Source organism: Sphingopyxis sp. SCN 67-31 (genome assembly GCF_001725095.1).
Window position 1 is genome coordinate 1 of the sequence record NZ_MEFH01000080.1, and the last position, 19,590, is coordinate 19,590.

Here is a 19,590-nt window from a genome sequence, read left to right on the forward strand (position 1 = left end):
GGTCCATCTTCGGCCGGTTCCATCTCGAAACCACCGCAGATGGGTCCCCGCCTTCGCGGGGACACACGATAAAGGACAGTCGCAAGATGAATCCCCACAGACCTTAGAGCGGCGTGCCATAAACCCGCAACGCCCCCATATCCGTTCGACACGAACGGGACGATGGGTCAGATTTAAGGCTCGATGCTCTAGCTGGCGATCGCTTCGTTCCGCTCGCCATGACGCCAGCGGTCAATCTGAGCGCATCGCGCTCTATGGTCTGTCGGGATTTGGCGTTCTGCGCGGTTTCTCCCATTCGTCACCCTGAACTTGTTTGGCGTTTGCACCCTTGAGACAGGGACGCTGGCGTTCCCCGGCGAAAGCCGGGGTCCATGCGAGGCAGCGCTGTGCCATCTGGACCCCGGCTTTGGAAGGGGATAATTGCGAACTTGTTTCAGAGCCTGCCCCGGACGCGATCCGGGGGTCCATGGTCTGCGCATGGCGGCATTTCGCGCTTCCGGGGCGCGCGCGCCGTCGGCGCGCCGCGCTCAGAGTCGCGAAAAACCAGCATTTTCGCCTCATCATCTTCGGAATGTCGATGGGACCTGACCCTGGACTCTGATGACTTTGGATTGACCCCCTTCGTCATTGCGAGCGGAGCGAAGCAATCCAGGGCGGTTTGCGCCAACTCTGGATTGCCGCGTCGCTTCGCTCCTCGCAATGACGATCCCAACTCATGTCATCATGCTCTAAGCAATTGCATATCGCGGCAGGAAGGCTTAACCGGCCCCCACCGACCGGATAGAGTCTGACAAGACGGGGCTGCAATATGGCTGGCAAGCAACCAGGCGCGCGACCGCGCGCACCGCACCTTCAGGTGTATAAATGGGGGCCGCACATGGCCACCTCGATCCTCCACCGCGTCAGCGGCGACGGGCTGGCGATCGTCGGCGCCTGCATGTTCCTCTGGTGGCTCGGGGCGCTCGCGGCGGGACCCGATGCCTATGCGGCCTTCATCGCCTGCGTCTGGCACGATCCCGATGGCGGCACCGTGCACCAGATCACCAACATCCTCGGCAAGGTCGTGCTGATCGGCCTGACCTGGGCCTTTTTCCAGCACCTCTTCTCGGGCCTGCGTCACCTGCTGCTCGACACGGGTGCGGGCTACGAGCTTCGGACGAACCGGCTCTGGTCGACGATCGTGATCGTCGCCGCGCCGCTCGCGACCGCCGCGACCTGGCTCTATCTCTGCAAGGAGGCGCTCAATGGGTAACGGAACGCCTCTCGGCCGCGTGCGCGGGCTCGGCGCCGCGCATCACGGCACCGGTCACTGGCTGCAGCAGCGCCTGACCGCGCTCGGCAACGTCCTGCTCGTCGGCTTCCTCTTCGTCTCGCTGCTGCGCCTGCCGCTCGGCGAGCATGGCGCGGTGCTGCGCTGGGCCGCCAATCCCACGGTCGCGCTGGCGCTCGCGCTGATGGTGGTCAGCGTCTTCTGGCACCTGCGGCTCGGCCTTCAGGTGCTGATCGAGGACTATGTGCATGGGGAGGCGACGCGGCTGCTCGCGCTCGTCGTCCTGAATTTCTATGCGATCGGCGGCGCCGCCTACGGCCTGTTCGCCATCGCCCGTATCGTTTTTGCCGGCGGAGCCGCCATGGGGGGGGCTGGGGCATGACCGACGCCTACAAGATCATCGACCACACTTACGACACCGTCGTCGTCGGCGCCGGCGGATCGGGCCTGCGAGCCACCATGGGCAGCGCGGAGGCCGGCCTCAGGACCGCGTGCATCACCAAGGTGTTCCCGACCCGCAGCCACACCGTCGCGGCGCAGGGCGGCATCGCCGCCAGCCTCGGCAACAACACGCCCGACCACTGGCAGTGGCACATGTACGACACCGTCAAGGGGTCGGACTGGCTGGGCGACCAGGACGCGATCGAATATATGGTGCGCGAGGCGCCGGCCGCGGTCTACGAACTCGAACATGCGGGCGTGCCGTTCAGCCGCAACGCCGACGGCACCATCTATCAGCGCCCGTTCGGCGGCCACATGCAGAATATGGGCGCCGGCCCGCCGGTGCAGCGCACCTGCGCCGCGGCCGACCGCACCGGCCACGCGATGCTCCACGCGCTTTATCAGCAGTCGCTGAAATATGACGCGGACTTCTTCGTCGAATATTTCGCGCTCGACCTGATCATGGAGGACGGCGCGTGCCGCGGCGTGATCGCGCTGTGCCTGGAGGACGGCAGCATCCACCGCTTCCGGTCGCAGGCGGTCGTGCTCGCGACCGGCGGCTATGGCCGCTGTTATTTCACCGCCACTTCGGCGCACACCTGCACCGGCGATGGCGGCGGCATGGTGCTGCGTGCCGGTATCGCGCTCCAGGACATGGAGTTCGTGCAGTTCCACCCGACCGGCATCTACGGCGCGGGCGTGCTGATCACCGAGGGCGCGCGCGGCGAGGGCGGCTATCTGACCAATAGCGAGGGCGAGCGCTTCATGGAGCGCTATGCCCCCTCGGCGAAGGACCTCGCGTCGCGCGACGTCGTGTCGCGGTCGATGGCGCTCGAAATCCGCGAGGGCCGCGGCGTCGGTCCGCACAACGACCATATCTATCTGCACCTCGATCACATCGATCCGAAGGTGCTGCACGAACGCCTGCCGGGCATCACCGAAAGCGGCAAGATCTTCGCGGGCGTCGACCTGACCCGCCAGCCGCTCCCCGTGGTGCCGACCGTCCATTACAATATGGGCGGCATTCCGACCAACTATCATGGCGAGGTGGTGACGCTGCGCGACGGCGATCCCGACGCGGTCGTCCCCGGCCTGTTCGCGGTCGGCGAAGCGGCGTGCGTGTCGGTCCACGGCGCCAACCGCCTCGGCTCGAACAGCCTGATCGACCTCGTCGTCTTCGGCCGCGCGACCGGCCATCGCCTCAGGGAACTGCTGAAGCCCGGTGCGGCGCAGGCGCCGCTGCCGCAGGACAGCGCCGATCTGGCGCTTGGCCGGCTCGACCATTTCCGCAATGCCAGCGGCGGCTCGCCGACGGCGCAGGTCCGGGTCGAGATGCAGCGCGCCATGTCGCAGCACGCGGCGGTGTTCCGCACCGACGAACTGATGGCCGAAGGCAAGGAGAAGCTGGCGCAGACCTATGCGCGGATGCAGGACATCCATGTCAGCGACCGCAGCCTGATCTGGAACACCGACCTCGTCGAAACGCTCGAGCTCGACAATCTGATCGCGCAGGCGACGGTGACGATGCATTCGGCGTTCAACCGCAAGGAAAGCCGCGGCGCCCACGCGCACGAGGATTTCCCGAACCGCGACGACGCGAACTGGATGAAGCACACGATCAGCTGGTTCGACGGCTGGGGCGGCAAGGGCGGCCAGGTGACGCTCGATTATCGCCCGGTCCACGAATATACGCTGTCCGACGACGTCGCCTATATCGAGCCGAAGGCGCGGGTGTATTGAGGAGGCGCGGGGAGGGCGGTTGGCGGATTGCAGGCAATCGCGCCACTCCCTGCGCTCAACCCTTCAGTTGCCTCGTTGCATCGCGCCGTTCGTGTAGTACGCGGATCACATCGACCTGCTCGTCGTCGATCAGGTAGAATATGAAATGATGTCCGCTCCGCGCCCGTCTCAGGCCCGGAAGCACGTCCGCCTCTTTCGGGTGGCGTAGTCCGTCCATCGCGAGGCGTTCGATGGCGCGGCGGATATCGCCGATATAGTGGCGGGCCTGCTCGATGCCCCATTGTTCGATGGTGTAGTCGGCGGCATTGTCGATATCGGCCTCCGCCGCGGGGCGGACGGTGATGTTACGCATCGCTTTCGGGGCCGAACTTTCGTTCCATGAAGCTGTCCCAGTCGAACGGGCGGGGCGGGCCACTGTCGATGCCCTTCTGGATTTCGCGCCGCAGGGCCTCGACGCGGTCGTCATACGCGATGTAGCGCCGCATCGCTTCGCGCACGACTTCGCTGGTTGTCGCAAACTGGCCCGATTCGACCTTGCGGCGGGCAAATTCGATAAAGGGTTCGCCAAGCGCGACCGATGTGTTCTTCGCTGCCATGACGGTCACGTTACCAAATTTTGGTAACCCCGTCCAGAATGGCGCTCCGGCCTATCCGCCCAGCAGGCCCCGGATCGGGTCGAGGTCGGAGAAGGGGCGGTCGACCTGCTGGCCCATCAGCCACAGCTTGTGGCAGGCGATGGCGAAGAACATCAGCGCGATGGTCCAGACGATGATCGTCTTGATCACCCGCCACCGCTTCTCCTCATAGGCGAGGCGGGCGCGTTCCTTGTGGTCGATGCCCAGGTCGCCCTCGAACTCGGCGACGAGCTGCGCGCGGCGGGTGCGCGAAATGTTCGCGATGCTCGCGGCATATGAGTCCCTCGTCGGACGGCGAGTTGCCATGCTTTTCTGCCCTGCGCACGATGGTCACGCTCCGGCAGGATAGGCGAGAGGCGCTGACAAAGGGTTAACGGACGGGGGCGACCGGCGACGGCCCGGCGGCTCAGCGCGCCGCAATGGCGACCAGCTTGATCCGCGCGCCCGCGCCGCGCACCAGGGTCAGGTCGCGGCGCGGCCGGTCCAGCGCGGCGGCGAGCAGGCGCAGCACCGCGTCGTTCGCGGCGCCGTCGGCGGGCGGGGCGGTGACGCGAAGCTGCACGACGCCGTCCGCCAGCTTCACCTCGTCGCGGCTGGCGCCGGGGGTGACGCGCACCTCCAGCCGCCCGGCGGGCGCGGCGAGCGTGTGCAGGGCGGCGGTCAGCGCGGGGTCGGGGCGGTATTTCAGATCGTCACGACCAGCTTGCCGACCGCGCTGCGGTCGCCGAGCCTGGCGATCGCCTTGCCGCCATCGGCCAGCGCGAAGGTTTCGGTGACGCGGGGCTTGATCTTGCCCTGCTCCCAAAGCTGGAACAGCCGCGCGATATTGGCGCGGTTGCGTTCGGGCTCGCGGGCGACGAACGCGCCCCAGAAGACGCCGGCGACGTCGCAGCTCTTGAGCAGCGTCAGGTTCAGCGGCAGGCGCGGAATGCCGGCGGGGAAGCCGACGACCAGATAGCGGCCCTCCCATGCGATCGAGCGCAGCGCGGGTTCGGCATAATCGCCCCCGACCGCGTCGTAGATGACGTTGGCGCCGTTCGGGCCGACGGCTTCCTTGAACGTGTTCGCCAGCGCCTTCGAGGCATCCTTGTCGAACGGCTGATAGCCATAGACGACCACCTCGTCGGCGCCCGCCTGCCGCGCGATCTCGGCCTTCGCCTCGCTCGATACGCCGGCGACGACCCGCGCGCCGAAGGCCTTGCCGAGTTCGACCGCCGCGATGCCGACCCCGCCCGAGGCGCCGAGAACGAGCAGCGTGTCGCCCTCCTTGATGTGGCCGCGGTCGACCAGCGCGTGGATGCTGGTGCCATAGGTCATCAGCAGCGCCGCGCCTTCGGTGAAGTCATGGCCTTCGGGCAGGTGATAGACATTGTGAACCCCGACCGCGACCGCTTCGGACATGCCGCCGTTGCCGCAACCGGCCAGAACGTGGTCGCCGACCTTGAATTCGGTCACGCCCTCGCCGACTTCGGCGACGATCCCCGCCACCTCGCCGCCGGGCGCGAAGGGGCGTTCGGGACGGAACTGATATTTATCCTCGATGATCAGCACGTCGGGGAAATTGACCGCACAGGCCTTCACGTCGATGACGATCTGGCCCTTGCCGGCGGTGGGGCGCGGCAGATCGCCGAGCACGAGCGTTTCGGGACCGCCGGTGGCGGTCGACAAGAGAGCCTTCATCCTCATCATCTCCTCTGCTTTATCTTTATCGGGCGTCGATCGTCGCGGGGCGCAGCCACGGACGATCTTCGGCCAGTCTTTGCTCATAGATATCGATCGCGGCGCCGCTCTTTTCGGTCAACGAGATTTCGTCGAGGCCGTGGAGCAGGCACATCTTGCGAAACGGGTCGATGTCGAAAGAAAAGCGGTCCTGAAAGGGCGTCGTCACCGTCTGCGTGTCGAGGTCGACGTGCACCGGGTCGGTCGCGGCGACCTCCATCAGCCGGTCGATCGCCGGCTGGGGCAGCACGACTGGAAGGATGCCGTTCTTGACCGCATTGCCCGAGAAGATGTCCGAATAGGACGGCGCGATGACGACGCGGATGCCCAGGTCGCCGAGCGCCCAGGCGGCATGCTCGCGGCTCGACCCGCATCCGAAATTGTCGCCCGCGATCAGGATCGGCGCGCCCTTGTATTCGAGACGGTCGAACAGATTGTCGGGGTCGGCGCGCAGCGTCTCGAACGCGCCGCGCCCCATGCCCTCGCGACTGGTGGTCTTCAGCCAGTGCGCCGGGATGATGACGTCGGTATCGACATTCTTGAGCCCCAGCGGAATCGCACGGCCCTCGACCTTGTCCAGCGGAGTCATGCATGACCTCCAGCGGCAGCGCCGATTTGGTTCACGCGAAGACGCGAAGACGCGAAGGCCGTATGATTGTTGACGATACGGCGGATTCCTTCCTTGAAGGTTGCGCCGCCGAAATTCATCAGCAGCCCGACGGGCTGCTGCATCAAGCGTAGATAGGTCAACATTTGTTTCCCATGTGCCTTGGACAAGGCTTCGACAGATTTGATCTCGACGATCAACTGGTCTTCCACCAACAGATCGATACGAAAACCGTCGGCAAAATGCATTCCGTCAAACGTGAAACTGACGGGTTTCTGCCGCTCGACCTTCAAACCCGCCCGAGCGAGGCTGGCGGCGAGCACTTGTTCGTATACCGTTTCAAGCAGACCGGGTCCCAGATCGCAATGGATATGAAATCCGCAATCGATCGCCTGTGCCGCGATGGCTTCCACATCAGCCATGGGTGCGGCCTTTCTCCCTTCGCGTCTTCGCGTCTTCGCGTGAACCCGAATGGGACCGCCCTGTCATCGCATCAACTCCCTGACGTCGGTGAGCCTGCCCGTCACCGCCGCCGCCGCCGCCATCGCCGGGCTGACCAGATGCGTGCGCGCGCCCGGGCCCTGACGGCCGACGAAATTGCGGTTGCTGGTCGATGCGCAGCGCTCGCCGGCGGGTACCTTGTCGGGATTCATCGCGAGGCAGGCCGAACAGCCCGGCTCGCGCCATTCGAGCCCCGCGTCGAGGAAGATGCGGTCGAGCCCCTCGGCCTCGGCCTGCGCTTTCACCAGCCCCGATCCGGGGACGACGATCGCCCATTTGACATTGTCGGCCTTGGTGCGGCCCTTGATGACCGCGGCGGCGGCGCGCATGTCCTCGATGCGGCTGTTGGTGCAACTGCCGATGAAGATATTCTCGATGGGCACGTCCTGCATGCGGGTGCCGGGTTCGAGCCCCATATAGGCGAGGCTCTTGGCGGCGGCGGCCTGCTTCGACGGATCGGCGAAGCTCGCCGGGTCGGGAACGATGCCGGTGATCGGCACGACGTCCTCGGGGCTGGTGCCCCAGGTGACGCTCGGCGCGATGTCCGCCGCATCGATCACGACGACCTTGTCGTAGGCCGCGCCCGGATCGGTCGCGAGGCTCTTCCAATATTCGACCGCCGCATCCCAGTCGGCGCCCTTCGGTGCATAGGGGCGGCCCTTCAGATAGGCGAAGGTCGTCTCGTCGGGCGCGATCAGCCCGGCGCGCGCGCCGCCCTCGATCGCCATGTTGCTGATCGTCAGCCGGCCCTCGATCGACAGCGCGCGGATCGCGCTGCCGGTATATTCGATGACGTGGCCGGTGCCGCCCGCGGCGCCGATCGTGCCGGTGATGTGGAGGATGATGTCCTTGGCGCTGACGCCGGGGCCGACCTCGCCCTCGACGCGCACCTCCATCGTCTTCGACGGCTGGAGCAGCAGCGTCTGGGTCGCGAGCACATGCTCGACCTCGCTCGTCCCGATGCCGAAGGCGAGCGCGCCGATGCCGCCGTGGCACGCGGTATGGCTGTCGCCGCAGACGATCGTCGTGCCGGGCAGCGAGAAGCCTTGCTCGGGCCCGACGACATGGACGATGCCCTGCTCGGGCGCGACCGCGTCGATGTAGCGGATGCCGAACTCGGGCGCGTTCTTCTCCAGCGCGGCGAGCTGCGCCGCGCTCTCGGGGTCGGCGATCGGCAGGCGGTGACCGGCCGCGTCCCTGCGGGCGGTCGTCGGCAGATTGTGGTCGGGAACCGCGAGCGTCAGGTCGGGCCGCCGCACCTTGCGCCCCGCGGCCCGAAGCCCGGCGAAGGCCTGCGGACTGGTGACTTCATGGACGAGGTGGCGGTCGATGAAGATCAGGCAGGTACCGTCGGGGCGCCGTTCGACGACATGCGCATCCCAGATTTTCTCATAAAGCGTGCGGGGCCGAGTCATGCGGATCACTTAAGCCGCTCGCGCAAGTTTGCAAGCGAACGGCGGTCGGAAAACGCAATTTCCGGTCGCGCTTATCGTCACCCCTGCTTGGGGGGAGGGGCGAGACCGGGCGATCTTGCAGCGGCGATGCGTGCTGGAGTGTTTTCAGGTCAGGTGGAATCACCTGACGAGTCGGAAAACACGGCAAAACAAGAATTTGGAGCGTCATGACGTTGGATTGACCCGCTTCGTCATTGCGACCCCGGACCTGATCCGGGGGAAGCAATCCAGGGCGGTTTACGAGACTCTGGATTGCCGCGCGGCTTCGCCGCTCGCGGGTGACGAACCCAGCCGATGTCATTATGCTAAGGCGTGTGGGGGTTCAGAGTTTATCGCCGCGATATTGTATAAAGCCGTGTTCCCCCGCGAAGGCGGGGGTCCGTCTTCGGCCGGTTCCATCTCGAAACCACCGCAGATGGGTCCCCGCCTTCGCGGGGACACACGATAAAGGACAGTTGCAAGATGAACCCCCACAGACCTTAGGACAGATCGACATTCAGCTCTGGCGGCCTGCAAATGGCGGCCTTTCGCGCTTCCGGTGCTCACGTGCCATCAGCACGCTGCGCTCCGGGTCCCGAAAAACCACCATTTTGACCTGTGGTCGTCTTCGACTCCGGCTCGCCATCCTCTGAATGTCGATCCGCCCTAGCCTTTCGGCGGCTCGGCGATCGCAGCCCGGACCGCGCCGCCCCGTGCCGGGGGCAGTTCACTGAGGTCGAGCCAGCGCGTCCCCTCCCGCTTGTGGTAGCTGTCGATCGCGGCGAAGGGGATGCGGAACGGGAATCCCCAATCGCTGTTCCACAGGGCGACGACGCCGGTCCGCGTCGCCGGTTCGAAGATCATCGTCGCGCGATAGCCCGCGACCGCTCCCGAATGGCCTTCGAGCCGGTGGCCGTCGTAGGTGAAGCTCCGCCAGCCGAGGCCATAGGCCGCGTCGGCGGTGGCCTGACGCAGCGCGCCGCCATAGAGCCGCCCCGTGCCGACGCGCGGGCGATGGGCCATCTGCAACACCGCCTCCGGCAGCACGTCCGGACGGCTTCCCATCATCGCCTGCATCCATGCGGCGAAGTCGACGATGTCGCTTTCGACGCCCGCCGCGGCGGGAACGCGCCAATAGGCTTCCTTGACCGGCAGGACATGCGCGCCGCGGTGCGGCCGGGCCCAGTCCCTGGCCTCCGTCAGCCGCTTCATTCCGTAGCCCGCGCTGACCATGCCGAGCGGCAGGAAGAGACGATGCTCGACCGTGTCGGGGAAAGCCCGGTTCGCGGCCTTGGCCAATATCTCGTTCGCGCCGTCGAAGGCGACGTTCTGATAGCTGTGGCAGGTGCCCGGTTCGCATTGCAGCGGAGCGCCGGCCAGGCTCGCGCGGAGCAGCGCGGGGTCCTGCCCTTCCTCCAGCTTCTCGTCATAGGCGTTCTTGGTGAGGCCGGTGCGCTGGGACAGCAGGTCGGCGAGCGTTATCCGCGCTTCGGCGGCGTCCGGTAGACGCAGCGACGTGCGCCAGTCGGCGACCGGGCGATCGAGGTCGACTGTGCCGTCGCGCGCCAGCGCCGCCGCCAGGGCACCGGTCGCGGTCTTGGAAACCGAGGCCCAGCGGAACAGCGTATGCGGCGTGACCGGCGCGCCCGTCGACTTGTCGGCGACGCCATAGGCGCGGACGAAGCGCAATTCGCCGTCTTCGACCACCGCCACCGCCAGCCCGGCCATTTCGGGCCGCTGCGAGAGCGCGGAAAGTTGCTCGTCGAACGTGCGATAGTCGATCCGGCCGCGCCATTCCGCCGGCGTGTCGGGCAGCTTTTCCGGACCCCGCATCGGGATCGCAACACTGGCAAGGCCGTGGTCGCCGCCGGACACGCGAAAGCCGAGCCAGCCGGCAAAGCCGAACGCGGCGATCGCGATCAGGGCGAGGAAAAGGCGCGACGCGGCCTTGTGGTTAGATGGCGACCTCATATGCGGCGGTGGTCTTAGCCGCGACTTCCTCCGCCGTCACCCCCGGCGCGAGTTCGACCAGCCGGAACGGGCTGTCATGGTCGTCGCGCCTGAAGACGGCAAGGTCGGTGACGATCATGTCGACGACATTCTTGCCGGTCAGCGGCAGCGTGCACGCCGGGATGAACTTGGCGCTGCCGTCCTTGGCATTATGCTCCATGACGACGATGATCTTCTTGACCCCCGCGACCAGATCCATCGCGCCGCCCATGCCCTTGATCATCTTGCCGGGCACCATCCAGTTGGCGAGGTCGCCGGTCTCCGACACCTCCATGCCGCCCAGCACCGCAAGGTCGATATGGCCGCCGCGGATCATCGCGAAGCTCTGCTCCGACCCGAAATAGACGGTCTGCGGCAGTTCGCTGATCGTCTGCTTGCCCGCGTTGATCAGGTCGGGGTCCTCGTCGCCCTCGAACGGGAAGGGGCCGATGCCGAGCATGCCGTTTTCCGATTGCAGCGTCACCTCGACGCCTTCGGGAACATGGTTGGCGACCAGCGTCGGGATGCCGATGCCGAGGTTGACGTAGAAGCCGTCGCGCAATTCCCGCGCGGCGCGCGCCGCCATGTCGTCGCGGGTCCAGCCCTTGGTTGCTTCGGCCATTATTTCGGCTCCCATTGCTTGTCGGAGGGGAAGATGTCGGCAAAGCCGCCGCGGATCGACGGGCCGTAGACGGGGTTGGACAGCAGGAACCAGCCCTGGCCCCACAAGGCGGCGATCGGGCTGCTGGTCGCCAGCGTCTTGCGGTCGGCGACCGAAAGGCCCGGCGCATTGAACGCCTGTGCGAAATCGCCGAGCTGGTCGCCGCCCATCGCGATCACGCACCAGCGCGCCGCGATCTGCGCCCGGCGCCCGTCCTTGCTCGCGCCGTCGGGGGTGTCGCCCATCAGGAACAGCGTCTCGCCGTGCCGGAATTCTCCGAGGCCCGCGGCGCGCAGCGCCTTTTCGGTGCCCTGCGCGTTGGCCGCGGTGCGGTTGGTGTTGACGATGATCGTCACGCCCGCGGCGCGCATCGCCGCCAGCGCGTCGACGACGCCGGGCATCGCGATCGCCTTGCCGGCGCCGGTCTTTTCCCACTGGTCCCAGATGGCGGGGTCGAAATCCTTGTGCTGCTCGGCCATGTAGCGCATCGCGCCGATGTTCCAGATCAGCGTCTCGTCGGCGTCGAACACCGCGGCGGGCGGCTTGTCGCCGCAGGCGTCGAAGCGCGGGGCGGCGGGCGTCGATCCTTCGGCTAGCACGAGCTGGCGGCGGGGAACCGCCGAAAGCACGGCGTTCCTGACATAGGCGGCGAGCGCGCGATAGACCTGCGCCGACGCGACCGCGCCTTCCGCCGATCCGTACAGCCATTGCTGGCCCGTCGGCGGCGAGGCGGGAGTCGGCTTTTCACCGATCTGCGAGGCGACGACCTCGTCGCTCAGCGCCTTCGGAGCGGTGGTTGCGGTGGTCGACGCACATCCCGCGAGCAGCAGGCCCGCCGCGAGGGACAGGGCGCGCATCACGCCGCCCCGGCGGTTTCGGGACGCGGGCGGACGGTGCGGAACTCGATCTTCTTGTCGTAGGGCGCGCCGCAGATCAGCCGCTTCACATAGATGCCGGGCAGATGGATGGCGTCGGGGTCGAGGCTGCCGACCGGCACGATCTCCTCGACCTCGGCGACGCAGACCTTCGCGGCGGTCGCCATCGGCTGGTTGAAGTTGCGCGCGGTCTTGCGGAAGATCAGGTTGCCGCTCTCGTCGGCCTTCCACCCCTTGATGATCGCGAGGTCGGCGAAGATGCCGCGTTCGAGGATATAATCCTGGCCGTCGAAGCTCTTGACCTCCTTGCCCTTGGCGACCTGCGTGCCGACGCCGGTCCTGGTATAGAAGCCCGGAATGCCCGCGCCGCCGGCGCGGCAGCGTTCGGCGAGCGTGCCCTGCGGACAGAATTCGACCTCCAGTTCGCCCGCCAGATATTGCCGTTCGAACTCCTTGTTCTCGCCGACATAGGAGGAGATCATCTTCCCGATCTGCCGCGTGCGGAGCAGCTTGCCGAGCCCTTCGCCGTCGATGCCGGCGTTGTTGCTCGCGATGGTGAGGTTCCTGACCCCCGAATCGCGGATCGCGTCGATCAGCCGTTCGGGGATGCCGCACAGCCCGAAACCGCCCGCGCAAATCTGCATGCCGTCGAACAGAAGCCCGTCGAGCGCAGCCGCGGCGTCGGGGTATCGCTTGTTCACCATGTGATGGGGCTCCTTTGCAAGTCGGCGCGACTCTGGCGTATCTCAATCATCAATTCTAATCATAGTGTTTTTCGGTTATTCATAAACAATGTCGATCAATCGCATTGCCATCTACCATCTCGAAACGCTGCTGTGGATCGACCGGCTCGGCACCTTTTCGGCGGCGGCGGAGCGCCTCAATACCACCCAGCCGGCGGTGTCGGCGCGCATGCGCGAGCTCGAGCAGCGGCTGGGGTCGTCGCTGTTCCGCCGCGACGGGCGCGGCATGTCGCTGACCCCGGCGGGGCGCAAGCTGGTGCGCGACTGCGAGCCGCTGCTGCGCGACATGGAGCAGGCGCTGCTCGGCAGCGGCGGCTTTGCCGAGGCGAGCGGGGTGGTGCGGATCGGGGCGGGGGAAATCGCGGCGGCGAGCTGCCTGCCGGCCTTTGTCGCGGCGATGAAGGCGGACATGCCGCACGTCGGGCTGGAGATAGAGATCGACCTGACCGCCAACCTGATCCAGCAATTGCTGACCGGGCGCACCGACATGGCCTTCGCCGCCGGGCCGGTCGCGCACCCCGCGCTCCGGACCAGCCCGATCGGCCCGGTCGCGCTGGTCTGGCTGGCCAGCCCGCGGGTGGCGTCGGCCTTTGGCGACGGCGGCGACTCGTCGGTGCCGATCTGGTCGCTCGCCAGCCATTCGCCGATCCACGGTCGGATGCGCGAGGCGATCGCCGCGTCGCGCGTGGCGCAGAAATCGCTCAACCTGTGCAACAATGCGCGGATGATGATCGACATCGCCAAGGCGCACGGCGGCGTCGGCATCTTCCCCGAACCGATGGTCCGCGCGGAAATGGCGCGCGGCGCGCTGGTCGAGCTTTCGGGGATGCCGGCGCTCGCGCCGATCGAATTCCATGTCGCGATGCGCGTCGTCGATACCGAACCGGTGCTGCTGCGCCTCTTCGACGAGGCGAGCCGGCTTCGCGTCGCACAGATTGACGCCGGTCAATGAACCCGGGCGGCCCGCCGTGCATTGATCGATCATCAGGGCAGTCGAAGGAGATCCGCGATGCGTTCGATTCTGGTTCACGCCGATCATGATGCCGCGTTCGAGGGGCGCTTGCAGGTCGCACTCGACCTCGCGCGCCGGTTCGAAGGGCATGTCACGCTGATGATTGCGACGCCGTTGCAGCAGTTCGTCAGCTTCGATCCCTTCGGCGGCACCTATTTCGCGGCCGAGGCATTGGCTCGGGCGCAGGCCGACGATCTGGCGCTCGAAGACCGGCTTGCCGACCGGCTCGGCAAGGAGGACGTGCCGTGGGACATCGAGATGGCCGACGGCGACATCGTCGGCGCGCTCGCCGGGGCCGCCACGCTGGCCGACCTGGCGGTCGTCAGCCTGCCCGGCGAGGCGCGCGACGGACGCGGCGCGCCGTCGATGCTGGCGGGCGACCTGGCGCTGAGCACGCCCGCCCCCGTCCTCGCGCTGCCGCAGGGCGCGAAGGCGATCGACCATGATGCGCCCGTACTGGTGGCGTGGAACGGCAGCCCCCAGGCCGCCGCGGCGTTGCGGGCCGCGCTGCCGCTGTTGCGCGATGGCCGGCCGGTGATGCTCGTCGCCGTCGGCCAGGATGACGGCGCCTTCCCGGGCACCGACGCGCTGCGCTATCTGTCGCGCCACGACATCCACGCCGAACTGACGCTGGTCGACCGCGGCACGGCGACGGTCGAGGAACGGCTGGAGGAACAGGCCGTCGCGCTCGGCGCCGGGCTGATCGTCATGGGCGCCTTCGGCAAGAGCCGGCTGCGCGAAACGCTGTTCGGCGGCACGACCCAATATCTGGTCACCAAGGGGCGCTTCCCGCTGCTGCTCGCGCATTAAGGGGACGTGCATTAAATCTGAACCATCTGTCCGTTCGTGTCGAGCAAAGTCGAGACACCCATCGGTCTTGCGCCATGACGATGGGTGTCTCGACTTCGCTCGACACGAACGGAATGGAGCGTTGGAGATTAACGGCTCGCCGCTCTAAGGGGGACTCGCTTCCGAATGAACGGTCCCGTGCTCCCGCGAAGGCGGGGACACGGCAGCTTTCATTGGGGGTTGGCGGCCGCCGCTACGCCAGTTCCATCCCCAGTGCGGCCGACAGGTCGGCGAGCGCCTGTTCGCCGCTCGTCACCTTGATCGCGTGCATGCCGAGCCCGGCGGCGGGCTTGCAGTTGATCCCGAGGTCGTCGAGGTAGACGCACGCGGTCGGCGTGACGTCCAGCGCCTCGCATATCATCCGATAGATGCGGGGGTCGGGTTTGCGTACCCCGACCTTGCTCGATTCGATCACATGGTCGAATCGCGCCATGATCGCGGCCACCTCGCGCGCCATTTCCTCGCTGCGCGCCATGCCCGCGCCCCGACCCGACGGCACATTGTTGGTGATGCAGCCGATGGCGATGCCGCTTGCCTTGAGTGTATCGAGCGCCGCGACCATCGCGGGGCGCACCGCACCCGCGAGCACGGCCAGCACCGCTTCGCCCTCCAGCGCGTGGCCGAAGCGGCTCGCCTCCTCTGCGAAAAGGCGGTCGAAGGTCGCGGCTTCGATCTCGGCGCGCTCGAACTTCGCCCAGGCGTTGCCGTCGGGATCGGCGGCGTTGACGCGGCGCACGAAATCGCGCGGCAGACCGCGTTCGTCCTCCAGCCGGTTGAAGGCTTCGAAGGGGGAGGCGGTGATGACGCCGCCGAAGTCGAAGATGACATGCGTGTATCGGGACATGGCGTCGCCATGCCGCGCGGTGGCGGCCGAACGCAAGCGAATTTGGCCGCCTTTCCGGCGCGTCCGCAACCTGCCGTTACGGCAGCGGTAGCCGCTTGGCATAATCCCTTTCGGGCAAGCGGAGCGTGTTCCCCGGCGAAAGCCGGGGTCCACGCGGGGCAGCGCCAAGCCATCTGGACCCCGGCTTTCGCCGGGGAACACGCCCGCTGGAAAGCGATAATCGCCGAACCGCGTCAGGGGGTGACGAGAATCCCCGCCTTCGGATCGGCCTTGCCCGACAGCATCTCGCGATAGGCGTCGAGCGCCGCCTCGCCGCCGGCGCGGCGATCGATGCGGGCGAGGCGCGGCGCGATGGCCATGAACCCCAGCCACGCCCCGGCCATCCGCTCGGCAAAGGCCGCGCCGCCCCAGTCGGCGACGCGCTTCTGCACGCGGCCGGGCGCGAAGAAACCCTGCCGTTCGGGGCCGGGCAGCGCGGATTGCCCCGCGTCGGCGTCCCAATGCGACTTGCCGACGATGATCGAAGCCTTCAGCCGGTCGCCGAAATGACTGTGGACCGCGCGCGTCACCGCGCCATTGCCCGCCATGTCGACCAGCGCCGACGGCGTCGCGGGGTTCAGCGTCAATATGTCGTCATAGGCGATCACGCGGTCGTAGATGCCCTGTGCGGACAGATCGGCGACATTCGCCTTGCTGGTGAGCCCGACCGTTTCGGGGCGCGGTCCCTGCCGCTGCGCCAGCGAGAAGCCGAGGCCGAGCGCGGTCTTGCTCGACGCGCTGGCGATCAATATCTGCGCGGCGCCATAATCGCCTTCGTCCTCGAACTGGTCGGCGATCAGCCATCCGGTCAGGAACAGCGGCCGGAACACCGGCCAATAATCATGGTGCTCGGCGCGGTGATCGCCCAAAGCCTCGATCCGCTGATAATGATTGTAGACCGGGGGCAGGGTGGTGCGGCGCGGCGTCACGTCGGTGAACCCCCCGGGGCCGACGGCGCCGGCGGCCAGCACGGCATGGCTCGCCATCGGGTAATAGCCATAGAAGCGGTCGCCGGCCGCGATGCCGTCGGCAGTGCTCTCGACCACGGTCGCGAAACCCCACACCGGCAAGCGGCCGGGGCGGTTGCGTTCGGCGAAGAAATCCCAATAGCCCTGGTCGTTTCCGAACAGGCCCGATGGATGGCCGAACACCGCATAGGTGATGTTGTTCGCGGTCATCGCATAGCTGTCGATGCGGACGCGGACCTGCCCCGGGGACAACGGTGCCGCGGGATCGGGGACCAGCTTCGCCCGTGTGATGTCGCTGCGATCGATGTCGATCGCCCAGCCGTCGCTCATCGCTTCGTCTCCTCTGCTTGCCTGCCGCGCGGATTTGGCCGATACTCTTGCAGATGCCGACAGGACAGACAATCGCGGTCAAGCGAATCTATGCGCCGCCCGACGACGGCGACGGCGCGCGCTTCCTGGTCGATCGGCTCTGGCCGCGCGGCGTGTCGAAGGAAAAGGCGGATCTGACCGCGTGGCTCAAGGCGCTGGCGCCGAGCGACGCGCTGCGCGACCAGTTCCATCACGCCGCCGCGCAATCGGATGCCGCATGGCATGCGTTCCGCAACGCCTATTTCGCCGCGCTCGATGCCGGCGGGGACGAGGTGGCGGCCGCGCTTGCGGAGATCGACGCGGCGGCGAAGAAGGGCCCCGTCACCCTGCTCTTCGCGGCGAAGGACGAAGCGCACAACAACGCGGTCGCGCTGCGCGAATGGCTAGAGCGGCGGTAGGGTCTTAGGTCACAGACCTAGAGCGGCGTGCATGAAATCTGAAACGCCTTCTCGTCCGTTCGTGCTGAGCTTGTCGAAGCACCGTCCTTCTTCTTACGGCCTCAAAAGAAAGGACGGCCCTTCGACAAGCTCAGGGCAAACGGTGCAGATTTATGGCTCGCCGCTCTAGATCAGCCCGCGCCGAACAGCGATCCGATCGCGATGGTCAGAGCCATTGCGCAGGCGCCCCAGAAGGTCACGCGCGTCACCGCCCGCCGCATCGGCGCTCGCCCGATCCGCGCCCCGAGCGCGCCGAGCAGCGCAAGGGAGGCCAGCGACGCGCCCGACACGGTCCACGGCAGCGACGACCCCGAATCGAGCAGCACGACGAGCAGTGGCAGCGCGGCGCCGATCGCGAAGCTGGCGGCCGATGCGGCGGCCGCCTCGATCGGCCGCGCCTGTGCCGCTTCGGTCAGTCCCAGTTCGTCGCGCAAATGGCTGTCGAGCGCGTTGTGCGCGGTCAACTGCTCCGCGACCGCTTCGGCAAGCGCGCGGTCGAGACCGCGGTGCTGATAGATTTGCGTCAGTTCCTCCAGCTCATGGTCGGGATTGGCCGCGAGTTCGCGCGTCTCGATCGCGATATCGGCCCGTTCCGCGTCGCGTTGCGAACTGACCGAGACATATTCGCCCGCCGCCATCGACATCGCGCCCGCCACCAGCCCGGCGACGCCGGTGGTCAGGATCGTCGCCGGGGTGGTGCCCGCCGCCGCGACCCCGGCGATCAGGCTGGCGGTCGATACGATGCCGTCGTTCGCGCCCAGAATCGCGGCACGCAGCCAGCCGATGCGGCCGACGGCATGCGTCTCGTGGTGCATGGATGGCATCCTTCGGTTCAATAGCGCAGCTTCAGCCCCGGCCGCGCCCACCGCGTCTTCACCAGCCGCCCGGTTCCCGACAGGGTCAGATAGGCGTCCTGCATGTCGGCGCCGCCAAAGGCGATGTTGGTGGTGAAGATGTCGTCGGTGGCGACGAATTCGACCAGTTCGCCTTCGGGCGACACGACGCTGATCCCGCACTCGCCGATCGTCGCGACGCAGATGTTGCCGTTCGCCTCCATCGCCAGGCTGTCGAAGAATTTATAGCCGGCGGGGCGATAGAGCGGGATGCCGGGTCCGCCCGGTCCCGCGTCGGGGGCGACCTTGCCGGGGGCGACGATGTTGAACTGGGTCAGGCGGCAGGTATAGGTTTCGGCGGCATAGAGCTTCGTCCCGTCGGGCGAGAGGCCGACGCCGTTGGGATTGTTCGACGGAAAGATCACCTCTTCGATGAAGCTGCCGTCGGCCTTGGCATAGAAGATGCCGACGATGTCGTGGCAGCGCTTTGCATAATCGACCTTGCCATGGTCGGTGAACCAGAAGCCGCCCCCATTTTCCCGGCTCGCGTCGAACATGATGTCGTTGGGACCGCGCAGCGTGACGCCGTGATCGCCGGTCCGGTACAGCAGCTCGACCGCGCCGGTTTCGATGTCGATGCGTTCGATCCGGCCGCCCGAATAGTCGTCGGCGATGCCGTGCGGGGTCAGATAGCCGTCCATTTCGACATAGTTGAAGCCGCCGTTGTTGCAGCAATAGAGCTTGCCGTCGGGGCCGATCGCCAGGCCGTTCGGACCGCCGCCGGGGACCGCGATCACCTCCTTGCGGCCGCCGGGCCAGCAACGGGTGATCCGCCGCGCCTCGATCTCGGTGACGATCACGCTGCCGTCGTCCATCACCACCGGCGCTTCCGGAAAGCGCAATCCGTCGGCGATCAGTTCGAACTCGGCCATCCCTCTCTCCCTTGCTCTCGTGGTCCTGCTGTGCTTTGCGCCCATAATGCCTGTCCGCACGCTCTTCGCCACACATTTCTATGAAGCCGACATCGGGACGCCCGACCTGCTCGAGGAGCTGGAGCAAAGCTGCCGGTTGCTCGCCGAAGAGGACGGCGCGGGGCGCGGCTGGAGCCGCGCGCACGGCTACCGCGGCTATACCAGCTATGCGAGCCTCGACGATCTGCCGCAGCGCGACCCCGCCTTCGCCGACCTCAAGCGCCTGCTCGACCGCGAGGTGAAGGCGTTCGCCCGCGCCTGCCACTTCGACCTCGCGAAGCCGCTGCGCCTCGACAGCCTGTGGGTCAACGTGCTCAAGCCCGGCGGCACGCACAGCGGGCATATCCATCCGCACAGCGTCGTCTCGGGCACCTTCTACGTCACCGTTCCGGCGGGGTCGGGCGCGCTCAAGCTGGAGGACCCGCGGCTGCCGATGCTGATGGCGGCGCCGGGGCGGACCGACGATGCGCCCGAACATCTGCATCCCTTCATCTATGCCGAACCGGCGCCGGGACGCATTTTCCTGTGGGAAAGCTGGCTGCGGCACGAAGTGGTGGCGAATGCCGCGAAAAGCGAACGGATTAGTATCAGCTTCAACTATCGCTGATCCGTTCCTATATGGGCGGCGCCTACTGAACCATCTTCCCCATCCCG

23 protein-coding genes are annotated in these 19,590 nt (G+C 67.0%); 7 read left to right on the top strand and 16 right to left on the bottom strand.

From position 1 onward, the window contains the following. The first annotated feature begins 808 nt into the window (after positions 1 to 808). From sdhC to sdhA, 3 genes are read left to right on the top strand one after another with little or no spacing between them, the layout of a single operon-like run. Positions 809 to 1,252, top strand: coding sequence for a succinate dehydrogenase, cytochrome b556 subunit (sdhC, locus tag ABS88_RS16855; RefSeq protein WP_067113349.1), 444 nt, complete (start codon positions 809 to 811; stop codon positions 1,250 to 1,252). Then, the gene (sdhD, locus tag ABS88_RS16860) at positions 1,245 to 1,652 is read left to right on the top strand and encodes a succinate dehydrogenase, hydrophobic membrane anchor protein (protein WP_067113346.1); all 408 of its coding nucleotides are present in this window, start codon (positions 1,245 to 1,247) and stop codon (positions 1,650 to 1,652) included. Before sdhC ends, sdhD begins: the two co-directional genes overlap by 8 nt. Further along, positions 1,649 to 3,451, top strand: a complete 1,803-nt coding sequence (gene sdhA / locus ABS88_RS16865) for a succinate dehydrogenase flavoprotein subunit (protein ID WP_067113343.1) — start codon at positions 1,649 to 1,651, stop codon at positions 3,449 to 3,451. The genes sdhD and sdhA overlap by 4 nt, the downstream gene beginning before the upstream one ends. Positions 3,452 to 3,506: 55 nt before the next feature. On the opposite strand, the gene ABS88_RS16870 is transcribed toward sdhA, so the two are convergent. The 12 genes from ABS88_RS16870 to ABS88_RS16925 form a co-directional block, all read right to left on the bottom strand. Further along, positions 3,507 to 3,803, bottom strand: a complete 297-nt coding sequence (locus tag ABS88_RS16870) for a type II toxin-antitoxin system RelE/ParE family toxin (RefSeq protein ID WP_067113340.1) — start codon at positions 3,801 to 3,803, stop codon at positions 3,507 to 3,509. Continuing rightward, positions 3,796 to 4,047 carry a type II toxin-antitoxin system ParD family antitoxin gene (locus ABS88_RS16875; protein WP_067113337.1) on the bottom strand — a complete coding sequence of 84 codons (252 nt, stop codon included), beginning with the start codon at positions 4,045 to 4,047 and terminating at the stop codon, positions 3,796 to 3,798. Before ABS88_RS16875 ends, ABS88_RS16870 begins: the two co-directional genes overlap by 8 nt. Positions 4,048 to 4,098: 51 nt before the next feature. Beyond that, on the bottom strand, positions 4,099 to 4,392 hold the full coding sequence (locus tag ABS88_RS16880; protein ID WP_067113334.1) for a hypothetical protein: 294 nt from the start codon (positions 4,390 to 4,392) through the stop codon (positions 4,099 to 4,101). 100 nt (positions 4,393 to 4,492) lie between these two features. Beyond that, complete coding sequence (locus ABS88_RS16885) at positions 4,493 to 4,702, bottom strand: DUF167 domain-containing protein (protein ID WP_083675138.1); 210 nt, start codon at positions 4,700 to 4,702, stop codon at positions 4,493 to 4,495. A gap of 68 nt (positions 4,703 to 4,770) precedes the next feature. Then, entirely contained in the window at positions 4,771 to 5,766 is a 996-nt protein-coding gene (locus tag ABS88_RS16890) for an NADPH:quinone oxidoreductase family protein (protein WP_076078061.1), read from the bottom strand. Positions 5,767 to 5,791: 25 nt separating this feature from the next. Further along, complete coding sequence (gene leuD, locus ABS88_RS16895) at positions 5,792 to 6,394, bottom strand: 3-isopropylmalate dehydratase small subunit (RefSeq protein ID WP_076076510.1); 603 nt, start codon at positions 6,392 to 6,394, stop codon at positions 5,792 to 5,794. Then, positions 6,391 to 6,834, bottom strand: a complete 444-nt coding sequence (locus ABS88_RS16900; RefSeq protein WP_104959806.1) for a GxxExxY protein — start codon at positions 6,832 to 6,834, stop codon at positions 6,391 to 6,393. Before ABS88_RS16900 ends, leuD begins: the two co-directional genes overlap by 4 nt. A 63-nt stretch (positions 6,835 to 6,897) precedes the next feature. Then, positions 6,898 to 8,328 carry a 3-isopropylmalate dehydratase large subunit gene (gene leuC / locus ABS88_RS16905; RefSeq protein WP_076076509.1) on the bottom strand — a complete coding sequence of 477 codons (1,431 nt, stop codon included), beginning with the start codon at positions 8,326 to 8,328 and terminating at the stop codon, positions 6,898 to 6,900. 684 nt (positions 8,329 to 9,012) lie between these two features. Further along, positions 9,013 to 10,317: a serine hydrolase domain-containing protein gene (locus tag ABS88_RS16910; protein WP_104959805.1), complete on the bottom strand. Its 1,305-nt coding sequence runs from the start codon at positions 10,315 to 10,317 to the stop codon at positions 9,013 to 9,015. After that, on the bottom strand, positions 10,301 to 10,957 hold the full coding sequence (locus ABS88_RS16915) for a 3-oxoacid CoA-transferase subunit B (RefSeq protein ID WP_067113663.1): 657 nt from the start codon (positions 10,955 to 10,957) through the stop codon (positions 10,301 to 10,303). The genes ABS88_RS16910 and ABS88_RS16915 overlap by 17 nt, the downstream gene beginning before the upstream one ends. Continuing rightward, the gene (locus ABS88_RS16920; RefSeq protein WP_104959804.1) at positions 10,957 to 11,856 is read right to left on the bottom strand and encodes an HAD family acid phosphatase; all 900 of its coding nucleotides are present in this window, start codon (positions 11,854 to 11,856) and stop codon (positions 10,957 to 10,959) included. Before ABS88_RS16920 ends, ABS88_RS16915 begins: the two co-directional genes overlap by 1 nt. Continuing rightward, entirely contained in the window at positions 11,853 to 12,575 is a 723-nt protein-coding gene (locus ABS88_RS16925) for a CoA transferase subunit A (RefSeq protein WP_076076503.1), read from the bottom strand. Before ABS88_RS16925 ends, ABS88_RS16920 begins: the two co-directional genes overlap by 4 nt. 88 nt (positions 12,576 to 12,663) lie before the next feature. Here ABS88_RS16925 and ABS88_RS16930 point away from each other — a divergent pair, with 88 nt between their 5' ends. Both ABS88_RS16930 and ABS88_RS16935 read left to right on the top strand, forming a co-directional pair. Further along, positions 12,664 to 13,566 carry a LysR family transcriptional regulator gene (locus ABS88_RS16930; RefSeq protein WP_076076501.1) on the top strand — a complete coding sequence of 301 codons (903 nt, stop codon included), beginning with the start codon at positions 12,664 to 12,666 and terminating at the stop codon, positions 13,564 to 13,566. A gap of 57 nt (positions 13,567 to 13,623) precedes the next feature. After that, complete coding sequence (locus ABS88_RS16935) at positions 13,624 to 14,436, top strand: universal stress protein (protein WP_076076498.1); 813 nt, start codon at positions 13,624 to 13,626, stop codon at positions 14,434 to 14,436. A gap of 232 nt (positions 14,437 to 14,668) precedes the next feature. On the opposite strand, the gene ABS88_RS16940 is transcribed toward ABS88_RS16935, so the two are convergent. Both ABS88_RS16940 and ABS88_RS16945 read right to left on the bottom strand, forming a co-directional pair. Beyond that, on the bottom strand, positions 14,669 to 15,319 hold the full coding sequence (locus ABS88_RS16940) for an HAD-IA family hydrolase (protein ID WP_286750187.1): 651 nt from the start codon (positions 15,317 to 15,319) through the stop codon (positions 14,669 to 14,671). 233 nt (positions 15,320 to 15,552) lie between these two features. Further along, on the bottom strand, positions 15,553 to 16,656 hold the full coding sequence (locus tag ABS88_RS16945; protein WP_076076495.1) for a DUF2855 family protein: 1,104 nt from the start codon (positions 16,654 to 16,656) through the stop codon (positions 15,553 to 15,555). 53 nt (positions 16,657 to 16,709) lie between these two features. On the opposite strand from ABS88_RS16945, the gene ABS88_RS16950 reads away from it, so the two are divergent. Next, positions 16,710 to 17,093, top strand: a complete 384-nt coding sequence (locus tag ABS88_RS16950; protein ID WP_076076493.1) for a DUF488 domain-containing protein — start codon at positions 16,710 to 16,712, stop codon at positions 17,091 to 17,093. 170 nt (positions 17,094 to 17,263) lie between these two features. Here ABS88_RS16950 and ABS88_RS16955 read toward each other — a convergent pair whose 3' ends face one another. After that, positions 17,264 to 17,947, bottom strand: coding sequence for a VIT1/CCC1 transporter family protein (locus ABS88_RS16955; protein WP_419964901.1), 684 nt, complete (start codon positions 17,945 to 17,947; stop codon positions 17,264 to 17,266). 17 nt (positions 17,948 to 17,964) lie between these two features. After that, positions 17,965 to 18,897 (bottom strand): SMP-30/gluconolactonase/LRE family protein, encoded by a 933-nt coding sequence (locus ABS88_RS16960; RefSeq protein WP_104959803.1) that lies wholly within the window; start codon positions 18,895 to 18,897, stop codon positions 17,965 to 17,967. Between the two features lie 46 nt (positions 18,898 to 18,943). On the opposite strand from ABS88_RS16960, the gene ABS88_RS16965 reads away from it, so the two are divergent. Beyond that, positions 18,944 to 19,543, top strand: a complete 600-nt coding sequence (locus ABS88_RS16965) for a TIGR02466 family protein (protein ID WP_076076485.1) — start codon at positions 18,944 to 18,946, stop codon at positions 19,541 to 19,543. Positions 19,544 to 19,590: the final 47 nt, after the last annotated feature.

Bases quoted from the DNA above. Each gene is read 5' to 3' on its own strand.
- sdhC (WP_067113349.1), top strand. From the start codon at position 809: ATGGCTGGCAAGCAACCAGGCGCGCGACCGCGCGCACCGCACCTTCAG.
- sdhD (WP_067113346.1), top strand. From the start codon at position 1,245: ATGGGTAACGGAACGCCTCTCGGCCGCGTGCGCGGGCTCGGCGCCGCG.
- sdhA (WP_067113343.1), top strand. From the start codon at position 1,649: ATGACCGACGCCTACAAGATCATCGACCACACTTACGACACCGTCGTC.
- ABS88_RS16870 (WP_067113340.1), bottom strand. From the start codon at position 3,803: ATGCGTAACATCACCGTCCGCCCCGCGGCGGAGGCCGATATCGACAAT.
- ABS88_RS16875 (WP_067113337.1), bottom strand. From the start codon at position 4,047: ATGGCAGCGAAGAACACATCGGTCGCGCTTGGCGAACCCTTTATCGAA.
- ABS88_RS16880 (WP_067113334.1), bottom strand. From the start codon at position 4,392: ATGGCAACTCGCCGTCCGACGAGGGACTCATATGCCGCGAGCATCGCG.
- ABS88_RS16890 (WP_076078061.1), bottom strand. From the start codon at position 5,766: ATGAAGGCTCTCTTGTCGACCGCCACCGGCGGTCCCGAAACGCTCGTG.
- leuD (WP_076076510.1), bottom strand. From the start codon at position 6,394: ATGACTCCGCTGGACAAGGTCGAGGGCCGTGCGATTCCGCTGGGGCTC.
- ABS88_RS16900 (WP_104959806.1), bottom strand. From the start codon at position 6,834: ATGGCTGATGTGGAAGCCATCGCGGCACAGGCGATCGATTGCGGATTT.
- leuC (WP_076076509.1), bottom strand. From the start codon at position 8,328: ATGACTCGGCCCCGCACGCTTTATGAGAAAATCTGGGATGCGCATGTC.
- ABS88_RS16910 (WP_104959805.1), bottom strand. From the start codon at position 10,317: ATGAGGTCGCCATCTAACCACAAGGCCGCGTCGCGCCTTTTCCTCGCC.
- ABS88_RS16915 (WP_067113663.1), bottom strand. From the start codon at position 10,957: ATGGCCGAAGCAACCAAGGGCTGGACCCGCGACGACATGGCGGCGCGC.
- ABS88_RS16925 (WP_076076503.1), bottom strand. From the start codon at position 12,575: ATGGTGAACAAGCGATACCCCGACGCCGCGGCTGCGCTCGACGGGCTT.
- ABS88_RS16930 (WP_076076501.1), top strand. From the start codon at position 12,664: ATGTCGATCAATCGCATTGCCATCTACCATCTCGAAACGCTGCTGTGG.
- ABS88_RS16935 (WP_076076498.1), top strand. From the start codon at position 13,624: ATGCGTTCGATTCTGGTTCACGCCGATCATGATGCCGCGTTCGAGGGG.
- ABS88_RS16940 (WP_286750187.1), bottom strand. From the start codon at position 15,319: ATGTCCCGATACACGCATGTCATCTTCGACTTCGGCGGCGTCATCACC.
- ABS88_RS16945 (WP_076076495.1), bottom strand. From the start codon at position 16,656: ATGAGCGACGGCTGGGCGATCGACATCGATCGCAGCGACATCACACGG.
- ABS88_RS16950 (WP_076076493.1), top strand. From the start codon at position 16,710: ATGCCGACAGGACAGACAATCGCGGTCAAGCGAATCTATGCGCCGCCC.
- ABS88_RS16955 (WP_419964901.1), bottom strand. From the start codon at position 17,947: ATGCACCACGAGACGCATGCCGTCGGCCGCATCGGCTGGCTGCGTGCC.
- ABS88_RS16960 (WP_104959803.1), bottom strand. From the start codon at position 18,897: ATGGCCGAGTTCGAACTGATCGCCGACGGATTGCGCTTTCCGGAAGCG.
- ABS88_RS16965 (WP_076076485.1), top strand. From the start codon at position 18,944: ATGCCTGTCCGCACGCTCTTCGCCACACATTTCTATGAAGCCGACATC.